At 72.3% G+C, this 15,694-nt stretch carries 17 protein-coding genes; 12 read left to right on the forward strand and 5 right to left on the reverse strand.

Annotated features, from left to right (window positions below; translation table 11 throughout):
* Positions 1 to 21: 21 nt before the first annotated feature.
* From AYL44_RS07080 to AYL44_RS07095, 4 genes are all read left to right on the forward strand, one after another.
* Positions 22 to 1,341, forward strand: a complete 1,320-nt coding sequence (locus AYL44_RS07080) for an MATE family efflux transporter (protein WP_064002588.1) — start codon at positions 22 to 24, stop codon at positions 1,339 to 1,341.
* Between the two features lie 28 nt (positions 1,342 to 1,369).
* Positions 1,370 to 2,794 carry an AAA family ATPase gene (locus tag AYL44_RS07085; RefSeq protein WP_064002589.1) on the forward strand — a complete coding sequence of 475 codons (1,425 nt, stop codon included), beginning with the start codon at positions 1,370 to 1,372 and terminating at the stop codon, positions 2,792 to 2,794.
* Positions 2,794 to 3,201, forward strand: a complete 408-nt coding sequence (locus AYL44_RS07090; protein WP_064002590.1) for a hypothetical protein — start codon at positions 2,794 to 2,796, stop codon at positions 3,199 to 3,201. The genes AYL44_RS07085 and AYL44_RS07090 overlap by 1 nt, the downstream gene beginning before the upstream one ends.
* A gap of 105 nt (positions 3,202 to 3,306) precedes the next feature.
* On the forward strand, positions 3,307 to 3,735 hold the full coding sequence (locus AYL44_RS07095; protein ID WP_064002591.1) for a hypothetical protein: 429 nt from the start codon (positions 3,307 to 3,309) through the stop codon (positions 3,733 to 3,735).
* Between the two features lie 3 nt (positions 3,736 to 3,738).
* Here the strand turns inward: AYL44_RS07095 and AYL44_RS07100 are convergent, their stop codons facing one another.
* Positions 3,739 to 4,377, reverse strand: coding sequence for a TrmH family RNA methyltransferase (locus AYL44_RS07100; RefSeq protein ID WP_064002592.1), 639 nt, complete (start codon positions 4,375 to 4,377; stop codon positions 3,739 to 3,741).
* A 218-nt stretch (positions 4,378 to 4,595) separates the two neighbouring features.
* Between AYL44_RS07100 and AYL44_RS07105 the strand changes: the two genes are divergently transcribed.
* Together AYL44_RS07105 and AYL44_RS07110 are read left to right on the forward strand one after the other, a co-directional pair.
* A complete protein-coding gene (locus tag AYL44_RS07105; RefSeq protein WP_064002593.1) occupies positions 4,596 to 5,882 on the forward strand; it encodes an Nramp family divalent metal transporter in 1,287 nt (428 codons plus the stop codon).
* Positions 5,883 to 5,892: 10 nt separating this feature from the next.
* Complete coding sequence (locus AYL44_RS07110; RefSeq protein WP_064002594.1) at positions 5,893 to 6,537, forward strand: metal-dependent transcriptional regulator; 645 nt, start codon at positions 5,893 to 5,895, stop codon at positions 6,535 to 6,537.
* Between the two features lie 72 nt (positions 6,538 to 6,609).
* Here the strand turns inward: AYL44_RS07110 and AYL44_RS07115 are convergent, their stop codons facing one another.
* A complete protein-coding gene (locus tag AYL44_RS07115; protein WP_064002595.1) occupies positions 6,610 to 7,563 on the reverse strand; it encodes an SDR family NAD(P)-dependent oxidoreductase in 954 nt (317 codons plus the stop codon).
* 186 nt (positions 7,564 to 7,749) lie between these two features.
* Here AYL44_RS07115 and AYL44_RS14680 point away from each other — a divergent pair, with 186 nt between their 5' ends.
* Positions 7,750 to 7,896 carry a hypothetical protein gene (locus tag AYL44_RS14680; protein ID WP_197471610.1) on the forward strand — a complete coding sequence of 49 codons (147 nt, stop codon included), beginning with the start codon at positions 7,750 to 7,752 and terminating at the stop codon, positions 7,894 to 7,896.
* On the opposite strand, the gene pyrE is transcribed toward AYL44_RS14680, so the two are convergent.
* Entirely contained in the window at positions 7,897 to 8,475 is a 579-nt protein-coding gene (gene pyrE, locus AYL44_RS07120) for an orotate phosphoribosyltransferase (protein WP_064002596.1), read from the reverse strand.
* A 52-nt stretch (positions 8,476 to 8,527) separates the two neighbouring features.
* Between pyrE and AYL44_RS07125 the strand changes: the two genes are divergently transcribed.
* The 3 genes from AYL44_RS07125 (at position 8,528) to AYL44_RS07135 (ending at position 11,358) form a co-directional block, all read left to right on the forward strand.
* Positions 8,528 to 9,367 carry an exodeoxyribonuclease III gene (locus tag AYL44_RS07125; RefSeq protein WP_064002597.1) on the forward strand — a complete coding sequence of 280 codons (840 nt, stop codon included), beginning with the start codon at positions 8,528 to 8,530 and terminating at the stop codon, positions 9,365 to 9,367.
* A 63-nt stretch (positions 9,368 to 9,430) separates the two neighbouring features.
* The gene (locus AYL44_RS07130; protein ID WP_064002598.1) at positions 9,431 to 10,690 is read left to right on the forward strand and encodes a sensor histidine kinase; all 1,260 of its coding nucleotides are present in this window, start codon (positions 9,431 to 9,433) and stop codon (positions 10,688 to 10,690) included.
* On the forward strand, positions 10,687 to 11,358 hold the full coding sequence (locus AYL44_RS07135; RefSeq protein WP_064002599.1) for a response regulator: 672 nt from the start codon (positions 10,687 to 10,689) through the stop codon (positions 11,356 to 11,358). Before AYL44_RS07130 ends, AYL44_RS07135 begins: the two co-directional genes overlap by 4 nt.
* A gap of 64 nt (positions 11,359 to 11,422) precedes the next feature.
* Here AYL44_RS07135 and AYL44_RS07140 read toward each other — a convergent pair whose 3' ends face one another.
* Positions 11,423 to 11,992, reverse strand: a complete 570-nt coding sequence (locus AYL44_RS07140) for an NADPH-dependent FMN reductase (RefSeq protein ID WP_064002600.1) — start codon at positions 11,990 to 11,992, stop codon at positions 11,423 to 11,425.
* A gap of 213 nt (positions 11,993 to 12,205) precedes the next feature.
* Here AYL44_RS07140 and AYL44_RS07145 point away from each other — a divergent pair, with 213 nt between their 5' ends.
* A complete protein-coding gene (locus AYL44_RS07145; protein WP_064002601.1) occupies positions 12,206 to 13,090 on the forward strand; it encodes an ABC transporter ATP-binding protein in 885 nt (294 codons plus the stop codon).
* The gene (locus AYL44_RS07150) at positions 13,087 to 14,172 is read left to right on the forward strand and encodes an ABC transporter permease (protein ID WP_064002602.1); all 1,086 of its coding nucleotides are present in this window, start codon (positions 13,087 to 13,089) and stop codon (positions 14,170 to 14,172) included. Before AYL44_RS07145 ends, AYL44_RS07150 begins: the two co-directional genes overlap by 4 nt.
* Before the next feature lie 57 nt (positions 14,173 to 14,229).
* On the opposite strand, the gene AYL44_RS07155 is transcribed toward AYL44_RS07150, so the two are convergent.
* Positions 14,230 to 15,651 carry a serine/threonine-protein kinase gene (locus AYL44_RS07155; RefSeq protein WP_064002603.1) on the reverse strand — a complete coding sequence of 474 codons (1,422 nt, stop codon included), beginning with the start codon at positions 15,649 to 15,651 and terminating at the stop codon, positions 14,230 to 14,232.
* Positions 15,652 to 15,694 lie beyond the last annotated feature (43 nt).

Below are 15,694 nucleotides of genomic sequence, written 5' to 3' on the forward strand. Positions count from 1 at the left end.
CCCACCCCTAGGCTGAAATCCATGGCCGCGCAGACCCTGAACCGGGAGATCCTGCGCCTGGCCGTCCCCGCGCTGGGGGCGCTCGTGGCCGAGCCGATGTTCCTCATCGTGGATGCCGCCCTGATCGGACACCTCGGTGTCGTCCCGCTCGCCGGGCTCGGGATCGCGAGCGCCGTGCTGCAGACGATCGTCGGACTGATGATCTTCCTGGCCTACTCGACGACGCCCGCCGTCGCGAGGCGCTTCGGTGCGGGCGACAGTCGCAGCGCCGTCAGCGTCGGGATCGACGGGCTGTGGCTCGCCCTCGGGTTGGGGGCGCTGCTCGCCCTCGCCGGCTCGCTCGCGACACCGTGGCTCGTCGACCTCTTCGGGCCGTCGCGCGACGTCGCCGAGCAGGCGGTGACCTACCTCGCGCTGTCGATGTGGGGCCTGCCCGCCATGCTCATCGTCTTCGCCGCGACGGGACTGCTCCGCGGCATGCAGGACACGGTCACCCCGCTGTGGATCGCGGGGCTCGGCTTCGGCGCCAACGCACTTCTGAACTGGCTGTTCATCTACGGGTTCGGGTGGGGTATCGCGGGGTCGGCCGCCGGCACGGTCGCGGCGCAGTGGGGCATGGTCGCCGCGTACGCCGTGGTCATCGGACGCCTCGCGCGGCGGCACTCGGCATCCGTCCTCCCTCAGCGTGAGGGCGTGCGCGGGTCGGCGCGGTCGGGCGGGTGGCTGTTCCTGCGGACGGTCTCGCTGCGCGCGGCGCTGCTCGCGACCGTCGGCGTCGCGACGGGTCTCGGCATCGACGAGCTGGCCGGATGGCAGGTCGCGTTCACGATCTTCTCGACGGCGGCCTTCGCCCTCGACGCGCTCGCGATCGCGGCGCAGGCGCTGATCGGCCGCGGGCTGGGCGCGCAGGACGAACCGTTCGTGCGCCGTGTGCTCGGCCGCACGGTCGCGTGGGGCGCCTGGTTCGGGGTCATCGTCGGCGCACTGATCGCGGGTCTGTCGGGGGTCATCGGTCTCGCGTTCACCGGCGATCCGGAGCTCGCCGCCCTCATCCAGCCGGCGCTCCTGGTCCTCGCCCTCGCGCAGCCGATCTGCGGCGTGGTCTTCGTGCTCGACGGCGTGCTCATGGGAGCCGGTGACGCGAAGTACCTCGCGATCGCCGGCGGCCTGAACCTCGTGCCGTACCTGCCGGTGCTGGTGATCCTGATCGCCGTGCACCCGACCGGATCGGGCGGGCTCGCGTGGCTCGCGGTCTGCTTCTTCGGCGTCTACATGCTCGCGCGCCTCGTGACGCTGGGCTGGCGGGTGCGGCGGGCCGAATGGCTGACCGTCGCGGTGTGACGTCACCGCCGTCCCCTAGAGTGCGGGCATGGACCCGCGCGACGACGACTTCCTGAAGGACCTGCACCGCCTGGTGCAGCGGTTGAACCGGATGCCGGAGGCCGAGGACGCCCCACTGACCCCGCTCGGTGAGCGGGTAGCCGACCACCTCGGCGCCGACCCGACGGGGCTCCCGATGGTGTCGGAGTCGGTTCCGCCGCACCGGCTCGTCGACCTCGACCTCGCCCTCGACGCGCTCGCCGGCGACGACGCGGAGGTGCTCGGCCTGCGCGGCGGGCGGCACCTTCGCCACGAGGAGTTCGCGGGCCTGCTCGCCTCGCCCTACGCCCGCATCCAGCCGGGACCGGTCGAGTACGTGTCGGTCCCGACCGGGCCCGACACGAGCCGGCAGACCAAGTCGACGGCGCTCCGCCTCTTCCGTGTCGACGGGATGCCGGTGGCCGCCCTGCAGCGCGCGGCCGACCCGCAGACGGGTCGCGAGACCGCGACGCTCGACGTCGTGGCGGCGTCGCCCGAGGTCGCGTCGGGCCTGCTCGCGGAGGTGCGCCGACTGATGGCCGAGCTCAGTGTCGTCCGCGGCAACGTCGTAAGCTTCGCGCGCGGCGAGTTCGGGCACCACGGCATCGGCAAGATGACGTTCCTCGAGCGACCGACCGTGACCGCCGATCAGGTGATCCTGCCCGACGGGCTGCTCGACCGCATCCGTGCGCACGTCGTCGACATCGGCGGCAGGGCAGGCGACCTGCGTGCGCGGGGGCAGCACCTCAAGCGCGGCGTGCTGCTGTACGGCCCTCCCGGCACGGGCAAGACGCTGACCATCCGCCACCTCATCCACGAGACGCCGGGCACGACGGTCGTGCTGCTGCAGGGCGCGGCGCTCGGACTGATCGGCGAGGCGGCGGCGCTCGCCCGGGCGATGAGCCCCGCGCTCGTCGTGCTCGAGGACGTCGACCTCGTCGCCGCCGACCGCGGCGACTTCGGTCTGCAGCCGCTGCTGTTCGAGGTGCTCGACGCGCTCGACGGCCTCGACGGCGACGCCGATGTCGCATTCGTCCTCACCACGAACCGGGCCGAGATCCTCGAGCCGGCGCTGGCCGCCCGCCCCGGCCGCGTGGACCTCGCGCTCGAGATCCCGCTGCCCGACCTGCCGGCGCGGCAGCAGTTGTTCCAGGTCTACGGCGGCGGCCTGCCGCTGTCGGCCGAGGCCCTCGCGACGGCCGCCGAGCGCGCCGAGGGGGTCACGGCATCCTTCGTCAAGGAGGTCATCCGCCGGGCGGTGCTGCGCGCCGTCAGCGACGACCGCGACGTGACCGACGACGACCTCGCCGTGGCGCTCGACGCGATGCTCGAGGACACCCGCGGCATCTCGCGCGTGCTGTTCGGCGGCGACGCGGCGGCCGATGCGCAGGCCACCGGCGGGCACGGGTCGGCGGAGTTCGGGATGTTCGGCTGATGCGCCGGCGGGGGTCGGTGCTCGCGGCGACCATCGTGGCCGTCGCCCTCGCCGGCTGCAGCGGCGGCGTCCTGGCCGGGGGCACGGCGCACGGCGCGTGCGAGGCGCCGACTCTGACGGTGTCACCCGAGACGGCGGCTCCCGGCGAGACCGTCGACCTCACCGGCGCCGGATGGACCGTCTGCAACGACACTCCGAACGACCCCTCGGGGGAGGCGGCCTGGCGGGAGGTGACCGTCGAGTTGCGCCAGGACGGCGCATCCCGTGTGCTCGGCACCGCGCCGATCGAGGACGGCCGCCTCGACACGGAGGTCACCGTCCCCGCCGACGCACGACCCGGGTTCGCCCTGCTGGTCGTCGGCCGAACCGACGCCACCTACACCGTCGGCCTCACGATCGAGGACTGACCGCCGCGGGAGCCTCAGGCGGTGTGGACGACGGCGACACCCGCCCACTACGGTGGCGGGACGCCCGCACCTTCGGCTGCGGCGACCGATCGGGGGACCGGACAGATGACCACGGCGCACCGCACGACGACGCTCGGAACGATCCTGGTGGTGGTCTCGGGGGTCGGCGTGCTCGTCGCCGCCGGCGCCCTCGCGACCTTTCTCGTTACCCCCGACAGCACCACGACCGAGCTCGCGATCGTCGTCGGCGGCGCCGGGACGGCGACGGTCGCCGGCATCGCGGGGGTGTGCCTGCACCGCATCCGCGTCGTCGTCTCCCTCCTCGCGACGCTCGGCTACCTGCTCGCGGGCGCCATCCTCACCGTCGGCGCGGCGGCCATCCTGCACGACGCGGCGCAGGGCGGCTTCGCGAACATCGGCGCCGCCATGCTCCTGCTGGTCGGCGCGGTGATCGCGCTCCCGGCGCTCGCCCTGACGCTCGCGCTGGCGTTCTTCGTCGTGCGCGACGGGCGCCGCAGGGCGGTCACCGCCTGAGCGTCACGCGTACCGGCGGCACCACTCGTACATGACGACCGCCGCGGCGGCCGAGGCGTTGATCGACCGGGTCGACCCGTACTGGGTGATCTCGACGACTCCGGATGCCGCGGCGAGCGCCTCGGGCGACAGCCCCGGTCCCTCCTGCCCGAAGAGCAGGACGCAGCGCTCGGGCAGGTCCGAGCGGTCGACCGGCACCGAGCCGTCGACGTTGTCGATCGCGAGGATCGGGAGCCCGGCGGCATCCGCCCACGCGGCGAAGGCCGCGACGTCCTCGTGATGGCGGACGTGCTGGTACCGGTCGGTCACCATGGCCCCGCGACGGTTCCAGCGCCGCTTGCCGATGATGTGCACCTCGGCCGCCCCGAACGCGTTGGCGCTGCGCACGATCGAGCCGATGTTCATGTCGTGCTGCCAGTTCTCGATCGCGACGTGGAACGGATGCCGCTTCTCGTCGAGGTCCGCCACGATCGCCGCCATCGTCCAGTAGCGGTAGCGGTCGATCACGTTGCGGCGGTCGCCGTCCGCGAGCAGGTCGCGGTCGTACCGCGGGTCGTCGGGCCAGGCGTCCGGGCCGCCCGGCCACGGGCCGACGCCGACGGGGAGCTGCGGTTCCGCGTCGGGATCAATCTGCTCGGGCACCGATCCAGGCTAGCCGCGCGCGGCGCAGTGCGCCCCGTGCACCCGTTCGTCGCCGAATCACCAGCCGCGTGCCGAATCACCATCGGAATGCGCGCATTCGAATGGTGACTCGGCAGCCGAGTGGTGATTCGGCCCAGGGGGCGACGCCGCACGCGCGCCGTGCCACGCGCGCAACAGCACGAGCACCGCATCGCACCCGATGCGTTAGATTTTTCGGTATGCCGAAAACCGACCTCGCCCCGAGGCCCGTGCCCGCGCGCACCGGCCGACGCGCGGCGTGGCTGCTGGGACCTGCACTGGTCGCCGGGGTCGCCTACCTCGACCCGGGCAACGTCGCGAGCAACATGACCGCGGGCGCCCGCTACGGCTACCTGCTCGTCTGGGTCGTCGTGCTCGGCAACGTCATGGCGTGGCTCATCCAGTACCTGTCGGCGAAACTCGGCATCGTCACCGGGCAGAGCCTGCCCGAGGTGCTCGGCAGCCGCATCCGCAGCAACACCGCGCGTCGCGCCTACTGGCTGCAGGCCGAACTGGTCGCGATGGCCACCGACGTCGCGGAGATCATCGGCGGCGCCGTCGCGCTGTGGCTGCTGTTCGGCGTCCCCCTGCTGTGGGGCGGGCTCATCACCGGCGCGGTCTCGATCGCGCTCCTGCTGATCCAGTCGCGTCGCGGGGCGCGCAGCTTCGAGTTCGTCATCATCGGGCTCATGGCGATCATCGCCCTCGGCTTCACCTACGGCGTCTTCATCGGCCCACCCGAGTCCGCCGGCGTCGCCCGGGGCCTCCTCCCCCGGTTCGACGGCACCGACTCGGTGCTGCTGGCGGCATCCATCCTCGGGGCGACGATCATGCCGCACGCGATCTACGCGCACAGCTCGCTCGCCCGCGACCGCTTCCGTCCCGCCGAGGACCGCAAGAGGACGGATGCCGCGGCCGCCGACGCCGCGATCGACACCCGCCGCATCCTCCGCGCCACCCGGTGGGACGTGACGATCGCGCTCGCGATCGCCGGCACCGTGAACCTCTGCATCCTGCTGCTGGCCGCGGCGAACCTCGCCGGGGTCCCCGGCACCGACAGCCTCGAGGGCGCGTACGCGGCGCTGCAAGACGGCATCGGACCGGTCGTCGCGACGCTGTTCGCGGTCGGCCTGCTCGCGAGCGGACTGGCCAGCAGCGCGGTCGGCGCCTACGCCGGGGCGGAGATCATGCACGGGCTCCTCCGCGTCCGCATCCCGCTCCTCGCCCGCCGCCTCGTGACGCTCGTCCCCGCGCTCGCGATCCTCGCCCTCGGCGTCGACCCGACGTTCGCGCTGATCCTCAGCCAGGTGATCCTGAGCTTCGGCATCCCGTTCGCCCTCATCCCCCTCGTCGCGCTCACCGCGAAGCGCGACGTGCTCGGCGGCTACCGCAACCGAGTGTGGACGACGGCCGCGGGCATCCTGGCCTCGGTGTTCCTCGTGACGCTCAACGCCCTGCTGCTCTGGCTGACCCTCTTCGGCGGATAATCTGGGGTCCGTGCCCGCCTCCGTGTCCACGGTCGACGATTACCTCAAGACGATCTACCACCACACCGAGTGGCAGACCGATCCCGTCACCCCGTCGGTGCTCGCCGCCGAACTCGGACTCGCGCCGTCGTCGGTCACCGAGATGGTCAAGAAGCTCGCCGCGCAGGGCCTCGTGGCGCACCGCCCGTACGGACCGATCTCGCTGACGGATGCCGGGACCTCCCGCGCGACCGCGGTGATCCGCCGTCACCGCCTCATCGAGACGTGGCTCGTGCGCGAGTTCGGCTACGCATGGGACGAGGTGCACGACGAGGCCGAGGTGCTCGAGCACACGATCAGCGACCGCCTGCTCGCGGGCATCGACGCGCGGCTCGGCCACCCGCGGTTCGACCCGCACGGCGACGCGATCCCGGGGCCCGACGGCAGTGTCGAGCGCGAGCCGTTCGTCCTGCTCGCCGAGGCGACGATCGGGCACACCGGCCGCGTGCTGCGCGTGTCGGACCGCGACCCCGCGCTGCTGCGCTCGCTCGAAGAGATCGGCATCGACGTCGGCCACACCCTGACGGCGACGGGGCGGGGCGCCGTGCAGATCGACGGCGGTCCGACGATCGAGTTGCCGCCGGCCGCCGCGCAGGCGGTGTGGCTGACCGCCTGAGTCAGCGCGCGCTCTTGCCGGGAGCACCGCACGTCCGCACGACCGCCGGTGCTGCTGTCGCACCGCGCGGGATCAGCGCAGGCGCAGCCGCCGGCCCTTCAGGTACGGCCATTCGGTGCGTGTCGCGTGCTCGGCGTAGTGCCACATGCGGGCGCCGACGTCGGGGTCGATCGCGATCCGCGGCGCGCGCTCGAGCACCGGCGCGCCGGTGTACGTCCGCGCGGGACCCCAATACTGGCCGCCCTCGGCGTCGGGGTCGACGAGCGCGCGCACCGGCGCCCACGCTCCGCGCTCCTTCGACTGCGCGACGGCGGCCTGCAGACCGCCGAGCAGGCGTTTGCGCCGCGACGGCGCGCTGACGCCGGGGATCCGTCGCGTCCGCCCGCCGAGCGAGTAGCCGGGATGCGCGACGAGGCTCTGGACGGGGACGGATGCCGCGCGCAGCCGCCGGTCCGCTTCGAACCCGAGCGCCGCGGTGGCGACCTTCGACTGCACGTACGCCCGCCACGGCGTGTAGTCGTCGACGAGTTCGGGGTCGATCGGGTCCCACGGGAAGAGCTTGGTCGCGATCGAGCCGAGCCAGACCATGCGGCCGCGGGCTGCGGCGAGCGCGGGCAGCACGGCACCGGCGAGCGCGTAGTGGCCGAGCGCGTTCGTGGCGATGACGAGCTCGTGCCCGTCTCGGGTCACCTCGCGCTCCTCCGGCGGGTGGACGATACCCGCGTTGAAGAGGGCGCCGTGCAGTCCGACGCGTCCGCGGACGGTTGCGGCGGCGGCGCGGACCGAGCCCAGGTTGCTCGTGTCGAGCGCGAGGGTCTCGAGGTCGGCATCCGGCACCTGATCGAGGATCGCCGCCCGCGCGCGCGACAGCCGCGAGGGGTTCCGAGCCGTCATGACGACGTGGGCACCGGCTGCGGCGAGCTGCAGACAGCTGAAGAATCCGACACCCGTATTCGAGCCGGTGACGAGGTAACGACGACCGCTCAGATCGGGGAGATCGTCCGGGTCCCAGTCATCGCGTGCCACATGCTCGACCCTACGCTCGGCACCTATGCGTGGCATCCTCTTGCGCTCGGCGTTCCGACGGCGTGCCGAATCACCAGCCGCGTGCCGAGTCACCAGCCGATTGCGGGCATTTCCGTGGTGATTCGGCACCTCGGTGGTGATTCGGAGCCGGAGCTCACCCGCCGCGGCGCGTGCGAGAGTGGACGCATGAACGAGCTCGAGCAGAACCTGCTGTACAGCGTCGTCGGACTGTCGCTGCTGACCTCGCTCGTGCTCATCGTCGTCCGCGGGTTCCGACGGCGCGGCGACGACCGCCGCGGTCGCAAGCCGTGGGACGACCTCGAACCCAAGTGATTACTGCGGCTGCAGGCCCAGATCGTCGAGGTCGATCGCGGCGAGCCAGGTGAGACCCGCCGCCTCGACGGCGGCCTGCGCACCCGTCTTGCGGTCGACGATCACGGCCACCGCGACGGGCTCGGCGCCCTCGCGGCGCAGCGCCTCGACGGCCTTGAGCGCCGACTGACCGGTGGTCGAGGTGTCCTCGACCACGACGACGCGCTTGCCCGCGACATCCGCTCCTTCGACCTGACGACCGCGGCCGTGGTCCTTGGGCTCCTTGCGGACGACGAACGCGTCGAGCGGCGCGTCGGTGCGCGCGGACTCGTGCATGACGGCGTTCGCGATGGGGTCGGCGCCGAGGGTCAGCCCGCCGACCGCGACGATGCCGTCGACGTCGCGGAGGAGGTCGAGCATGATGCGCCCGATGGCCGGCGCTGCGCGGTGGTCGAGCGTGAGCTTTCGCATGTCGACGTAGTAGGTCGCCTTCTTGCCGCTCGACAGGGTGAAGTCGCCGTGGAACACGGCCTCCTCCTGGATGAGCGAGATGAGGCTCTGGCGGTCGGCTTCGAGTGCGGGCGTGGAGGCGACGGTCACGGCTCCGAGTCTACGACCGGCGGCGTCGGACGCCCGATCTAGGCTGGGAACCATGCGGCTTGCCACCTGGAACGTCAACTCCATTCGCGCGCGCGTCGTGCGCACCGTCGAGTTCGCCGTGCGCGAGAACATCGACGTGCTCGCGATGCAGGAGATCAAGTGCAAGCCCGAGCAGTTCCCCTACGAGGCGTTCGAAGAGGCGGGCTACCACGTCGAAGCGCACGGCCTGAACCAGTGGAACGGTGTCGCGATCGCGAGTCGTGAGCCGATCACCGAGGTCGAGTACGCTTTCCCCGACATGCCGGGGTTCCTGAAGGGCCACGAGGGTCCGGATGCCCCGCAGGAGGCCCGCGCGCTCGGCGCGACGATCGACGGCGTCAAGGTGTGGAGCCTCTACGTCCCCAACGGCCGCGGTCTCGACGACCCGCACTTCGCGTACAAACTGCACTGGCTCGAGGCGCTCCGCGCCTACACCCAGTCGACGCTCGCCGCGCAGCCCGATCTGCCGCTGGCGCTCGTCGGCGACTTCAACATCGCCCCGACCGATGCCGACAACGGCGACCCGACGGTCGTCGAGGGCGTGACGACGCACGTCTCCCCCGAGGAACGCGCCGCCTTTCAGTCCCTGCTCGACGCCGGCCTCACCGACACGGTCCGCCCGCTCGTCCCGACCGGCTACACCTACTGGGACTACAAGCAGCTGCGCTTCCCCCGCAACGAGGGCCTGCGCATCGACTTCATCCTCGGTTCGGCGGCCTTCGCCGACGGTGTCGTCGGGGCATCCATCCACCGCGACGAGCGCAAGGGCGAGATCCCCAGCGACCACGTCCCGGTGGTCGTCGACCTGGACCTCGACGGCGAGGACGACGACGACCGTCCGATGATCTTCTGACGCCGAAGGCTCTCCCCCGCAGGACGGATGCCGCGCCGCATCCGCCCCTCTAGCGTGGAAGGTATGTCCGACTCGACGCTCCGCCGCGCCGTCACCCCCGCGGAACGGCGTCACGACGCCTGGCTCGCCGCCGGGATGCTGGTCGCCGGCCTGATCAGCACCGCCCTCGGCACGGTCTCGAACATCTACGGCGGCAACGGCCCGGCTCTGCACTGGGGGCTGCTCTACGCCGCGGCGATCACGGTCCCCCTCGCCCTGCGACGCCGGTTCCCCGGCACGGTGCTGGTCGTCGTGTCTGCGGCCTTCTTCGTGGGCATGTCGGCGGGCATCCCCGAGGTGTACGTCGGCAACGTCTCGCTGTTCATCGCGATGTACACGGTGGGCGCCTGGGTCGCCGACCGGCGCCGTGCGGCGCTCGTGCGCATCCTGCTGATCGTCGCGATGTTCGTGTGGCTGCTCATCACGATGTTCCAGTCGGCGGCATCCGACGACGGACTCTCGCAGCAGGGGCCGTTCTCGCCCTTCGCGGCGTTCGCGCTGATCCAGTTCCTCGTCAACGTGGCCTTCTTCGGCGGTGCCTACCTGTTCGGCGAGCGCGCCTACACGGGTGCCATGGAGCGCGCGGCGCTCGAGCAGCGCACCGCCGAGCTCGAACGCGAGCGCGAACGGACTGCGGCACAGGCCGTCGCCCTCGACCGCGTGCGCATCGCGCGCGAGCTGCACGACGTCGTCGCCCACCACGTCTCGGCGATGGGGGTGCAGGCGGGTGCCGCGCGGACGGTGTTCGAGCAGAACCCGGATGCCGCGCGCACCGCGCTCACCGGCATCGAGTCCTCTGCGCGCGAGGCGCTGACCGAACTGCGCCAGCTGCTCGAGACGCTGCGCACGCCCGACACCGACGCATCCGACACCGATGCGCTCGGCGGGTCGACGCTGCGCCTCGACGCCCTGCCGGCGCTCGTCGCCCACGCGAACGAGAACGGCCTGCCGACGACGCTGTCCGTCGTCGGCGACGCAGTGCCGACGTCCGACCTCGTGCAGGTGAACCTGTACCGGATCGCGCAGGAGGCGCTGACGAACGCCCGCCGTCACGGCGGCCCCGGCGCGACGGCCGACGTGCGCCTGCGCTACGCCGACGACGCCGTCGAACTCGAGGTCTCGAACACCGGACGCGCGCCGATCTCCGGACGCGCGGGCCTCGGCCTGGTCGGGATGCGCGAGCGCGCCGTTTCCTCCGGAGGAACGCTCGAGGCGCGCGCCCGCGACCGGGGCGGCTTCCTCGTGCGGGCGCGCATGCCGCTGACGCAGGCGGTGCCGGCATGATCCGCGTGCTGCTGGTCGACGACCACGCCGTCATGCGCACCGGGTTCCGCATGATCCTCGAGGCCGCGGGCGACATCGAGGTCGTCGGCGAGGCGGGCGACGGCCGCGCCGCCGTCGCGGCCGCGCGCGAGCTGCGCCCCGACGTGATCTGCATGGACGTGCAGATGCCCGACATGGACGGCCTCGAGGCGACGCGGCGGATCGTGGCGGATGCCGAGGTCGCGGCATCCGTCGTCATCGTGACGACCTTCGACCGCGACGACTACCTGTTCCAGGCGCTGTCGGCGGGGGCGAGCGGGTTCCTGCTCAAGAACGCCGGCCCCGAGGAGCTCACGAACGCCGTGCGCGTCGCGCACTCGGGTGATGCGCTGCTCGCGCCGTCGGTCACGCGCCGGGTGATCGAGCGGTTCGCGCAGGCGGAGTCGGCACCGGCGGCATCCCTCCCCCGGACGACGGATGCCGCGCCCACCCTGCCGGTGGAGCTCACCGAACGCGAGGCCGAGGTGCTGCGCCTGCTCGCGCGTGCGATGAGCAACGGCGAGATCGCCCAGGAGCTCTACATCGGCGAGGCGACGGTCAAGACGCACGTGTCGAACGTGCTGCAGAAGCTCGGCGCCCGCGACCGCGTCGCCGCGGTGGTCTGGGCCTACCGGCACGGCCTGGCCTGACCCGCCCCGCACGCGGAACGGCCCCGCCCGAGTCGGGGCGGGGCCGTTCCAGCCGTGACGCGGGTCAGACGCCCGCGGGGACCTCGGCGTAGCGGTCGATCAGGTCGCCGAACGCCTCGAGGTAGCCGGTCAGGAAGCCGGCGGTCTCGTCGTTGGTGACCTCGCCGTCCTCGCCGAACAGGCCGGGCGTGCTCTGCACGTAGCCTTCGGGCTGGCCGAGCGTGGGGGCGTTGAAGTGGCTGAGGATCGCCTTCAGGTGCTGCTGCGCGGCGGCGGTGCCGATGCCGCTGCCCGAGGTGCCGATGACGGCGGTGGGCTTGAGGTTGAACGCGTTCTGGCCGTAGGGGCGGGCGGCCCAGTCGAGCGCGTTCTTCAGCACGCCCGGGATCGAGCGGCTGTACTCGGGGGTCACGATGATGACGCCATTGACGTCCGCGATCGCCTGCTTGAAGTCGACGGCGACCTGCGGGAAGTCCGCGTCGTGGTCGACCGAGTAGAACGGCAGGTCCTTGATCGGGATCTCGACCAACGTGGTGCCCTCGGGGGCGAGGCGCTCGAGCGCCTTGGCGAGGCGGCGGTTGATCGACGTCGACGAGATGCTGCCGACGATGTAGCCGATGGTGCGGTTCGTCATGGGTCCTCCAAAAGAGTCGAAACGGATGCCGTTCGGCACCGTGGAGTCCAACGGGAGCCCCGGCATCCCTATTCCTGTGAATGCAATAAGACGTCACGCTCCCCCTCGCGGCGGGGATCCCGGATCACCCGCCGGGGGGAGGCCCCCGGCATCCGATCTTCCTAACGTGGGACACGTGCCACCGCCGGTGGCCCAGGATCACAGGAGGAACGGATGCTGCAGCTACGCGGGATCACCAAGAGCTACGGCTCGCGGCGGGTGCTCGACGACGTCGCGTTCGATGTCGCCCCCGGCCGCCTGACCGGGTTCGTCGGCGGCAACGGCGCCGGCAAGACCACCACGATGCGGATCATGCTCGGCGTGCTGGGCCGCGACAGCGGCGAGGTCACACTGAACGGCGCGCCCGTCACGACCGCCGACCGCCGCCGCTTCGGGTACATGCCCGAGGAGCGCGGCCTGTACCCGAAGATGAAGGTGCTCGAGCACATCGTCTACCTCGCCCGCCTGCACGGGTTCTCGAAGGCGGATGCCACGACCCGCGCGACGGCGCTCCTGCAGGAGCTCGGGCTCGGGGAGCGCCTGGACGACAACGTCGAGACGCTCTCGCTCGGCAACCAGCAGCGCGCCCAGATCGCGGCGGCGCTCGTGCACGACCCCGAGGTGCTCATCCTCGACGAGCCGTTCTCGGGCCTCGACCCGCTCGCGGTCGACGTCGTCGCCGAGGTGCTGCAGACCCGCGCCGCGCAGGGCGTCTCGGTGCTCTTCTCGTCGCACCAGCTCGACGTCGTCGAGCGCCTGTGCGACGACCTCGTCATCATCGCCGGCGGCACCATCCGCGCGGCCGGCACCCGCGACGGCCTGCGCGCCGAGCACGCCTCGCGGCGCTTCGAGCTCGTCTCGGCCACCGACGCCGGCTGGCTGCGTGACGAGCCGGGCGTCGAGGTCGTCGACTTCGACGGCGGATACGCGGTGTTCGAGGCCGACTCGGACGAGACCGTCCAGCGCGTCCTGCAGCGCGCCGTCACCCACGGCGCCGTGACGAGCTTCGCCCCCCGCCACCCCACCCTCGCCCAGATTTTCACGGAGGTCATCCAGTGAACACGTCACCGTCCTTCGGCCAGAGCGTCTGGCTCGTCACCGAGCGCGAGATCGGCTCGAAGCTACGCTCGAAGTCGTTCATCATCTCGACCGTCGTCATGTTCGTGATCGTGCTGGCTGCGGTCCTCTGGGCCGGCTTCACGGCGCAGAGCGACAACCGCACGCCGATCGCGGTCACCTCCGAGACCGCCTCGGTCCTCTCCGACCCCGACGCCTTCGACGTGACGGATGCCGCGACCGCCGACGAGGCACGCGAACTCGTCCGCGACGGCGAGGTCGACGCCGCCGTCATCCCGGGCGGCGCCGAGCCCCTCGGCTACACCGTCGTGTTCGACGAGCAGGTCTCCACCGGCCTGCTGCAGCAGCTGAGCATCGCGCCCGAGGTCGAGATCCTCGAACCCGCGAGCACCGACGGCTTCCTGCGCTACATCATCGCGATCGCGTTCGGCGGCGTCTTCTTCGCCGCGGCGCTCACCTTCGGCACGACCATCGCGACGAGCGTCGTCGAGGAGAAGCAGACCCGCGTGGTCGAGCTGCTCATCTCGGCGATCCCGACCCGCGCCCTCCTGGCCGGCAAGGTGCTCGGCAACACGGTGCTCGCGATGGGGCAGATCGTCGGCATCGCCGCGGTCGCGATCATCGGCCTGACGGTGACCGGTCAGGACTTCCTCATCGCGGGTCTCGGCGGTCCGATCGCGTGGTTCGCGGTGTTCTTCCTCTTCGGGTTCGTCCTGCTGGCCGCGCTGTTCGCCGCGGCGGGTGCGATGGTCTCGCGACAGGAGGACATCGGACCGACGATCACGCCGCTCACCTACATCGTGATGGCGCCGTACTTCCTCGTCATCTTCTTCAACGACAACCCCGTCGTGCTGACGATCATGTCGTACGTGCCGTTCTCGGCCCCGGTGGGGATGCCGGTGCGCATCTTCGTCGGCGAGGCGCAGTGGTGGGAGCCCCTGCTCGCGCTGGCCGTCATGCTCGCCGCGTGCATCGGGGCGATCCTCCTCGGCGCGAAGATCTACGAGAACTCGCTCCTGCGCATGGGGGCGCGCGTCAAGCTGCGCGAGGCCCTGTCGCGCTGATCCTGCCGCACCGCGGCATCCGCTGAACCGCTCCGTCCGCACCCGCGGCGGGGCGGTTCAGCCGCGTCCGGGGCCGCCCTTGCCGGGCTTGTCCTTGCCGGGTTTGTCGGGCTTGTCCTGCTTGTCGGGCTTGCCGCCGCCCTTGTCGTCGGCGGGGGTGTCGTCGGCAGGGGCGTCATCGGTGCCCGAGTCGTCGACCGTCGAGACCGTGGGCGTCGGGGTGGCGGTCGGCGTCACCTCCGCCGTCCGGGCGGGCGTCGGCTCGGTCTGCGCGGGGTCGGTCGTCCAGGACTGCTGTCCGCCGAAGAGCGACGCCGCCCAGATGCTGGCCCCGGCGAGCAGGGCGACGACCGCGACGGCGAGCCCGATGACGAGCGGACGGCGGGAACGACGACGCGGCTCCTCCTCGCTGGATGCCGGAGCCGGCGCCGACCCGAAGGCCACCGTCGCCGCCGTCGGGTAGCGGCGCGTCGGGGCATCGCCCGCCGTGCGGGTGGCCGCCGGCTCGAGCACGGTCGGGGCGTCGTCGTCGCGAGGCTCCGCCTGCGTCGCCGGCGCGTCGGCGGGGGTCGTCGCCGCGATCGGGATGCCGGCGGCCACCGCCGCGCGCACCGGCGGCAGCGGGGGCGCACCGTCGACCGGCGCGGTGCGCAGCCGCTCGGCAGCCTCGACGACCGTGAGCGCGGTCGGACGCTCCTCGGGGCGGGTGGCGGTCATGCGCGACAGCAGCGACGTCCAGGCGGGGCCGAGCGCGTCGGGGATCGTCGGCGGCGTGGTGAGGCGGGCCAGGGCGGCGCCGACCCCGTCGGTGTGCGGGTACGCGCGCTCGCCGGTGAGGGCTTCGAGCAGCACCAGGCCGAGCGCGTACACGTCGGCGGGCGGAGCCGCGTCGCCGCCCTGCACCTGCTCGGGGGCGAGATAGGCGGCCGTCCCGATGATCGTGCCGGGCGTCGTCAGCCGGGCGCTGTCGAGGAGCAGGGCGATGCCGAAGTCGGTGAGCTTCGCGCGGGGCCGCCCGCCCGGCAGGTGCGGCGGGGCGAGCAGCACGTTCGACGGCTTCATGTCGCGGTGCACGACCCCCGACGCGTGCACGACGTGGAGGGCTTCGCCGAGCTCCGCGGCGAGCGCGGCGACCTCGGCCGGGGGCAGCGGCCCCTCGGCGATCCGGGAGCTGAGGGTCGGCCCGTCGACGAACTCCATCACGAGGTATTCGGGCGATCCGGTCAGGTGCGCGTCGAAGAGGGTCACGAGCGACGGGTGGTTGAGCGAGGCGAGGAGGGTCACCTCGCTCCGGGCGCGCTCGGGCGCTCCGGCGACCCCCTCGACGCCGGGGCGCAGCACCTTGACGGCGACCGTCCGCCCGAGCGCGGTGTCGTCCGCGCGGAAGACCCGCGCCATGCCGCCCTGACCGACCTGCGCGATCAGCCGGTAACGATCCGCCAGAGTGTCGCCGACGAGCGGCTCGGGTACGTCCGTCATCGTCTCCTCCTCCGCCCGGGTCAGCGGTCCCGTCTACGACGCT

The sequence above is a fragment of the Microbacterium oleivorans genome, from assembly GCF_001644225.1.
GTDB classification, from domain to species: Bacteria; Actinomycetota; Actinomycetes; order Actinomycetales; family Microbacteriaceae; genus Microbacterium; species Microbacterium gawkjiense.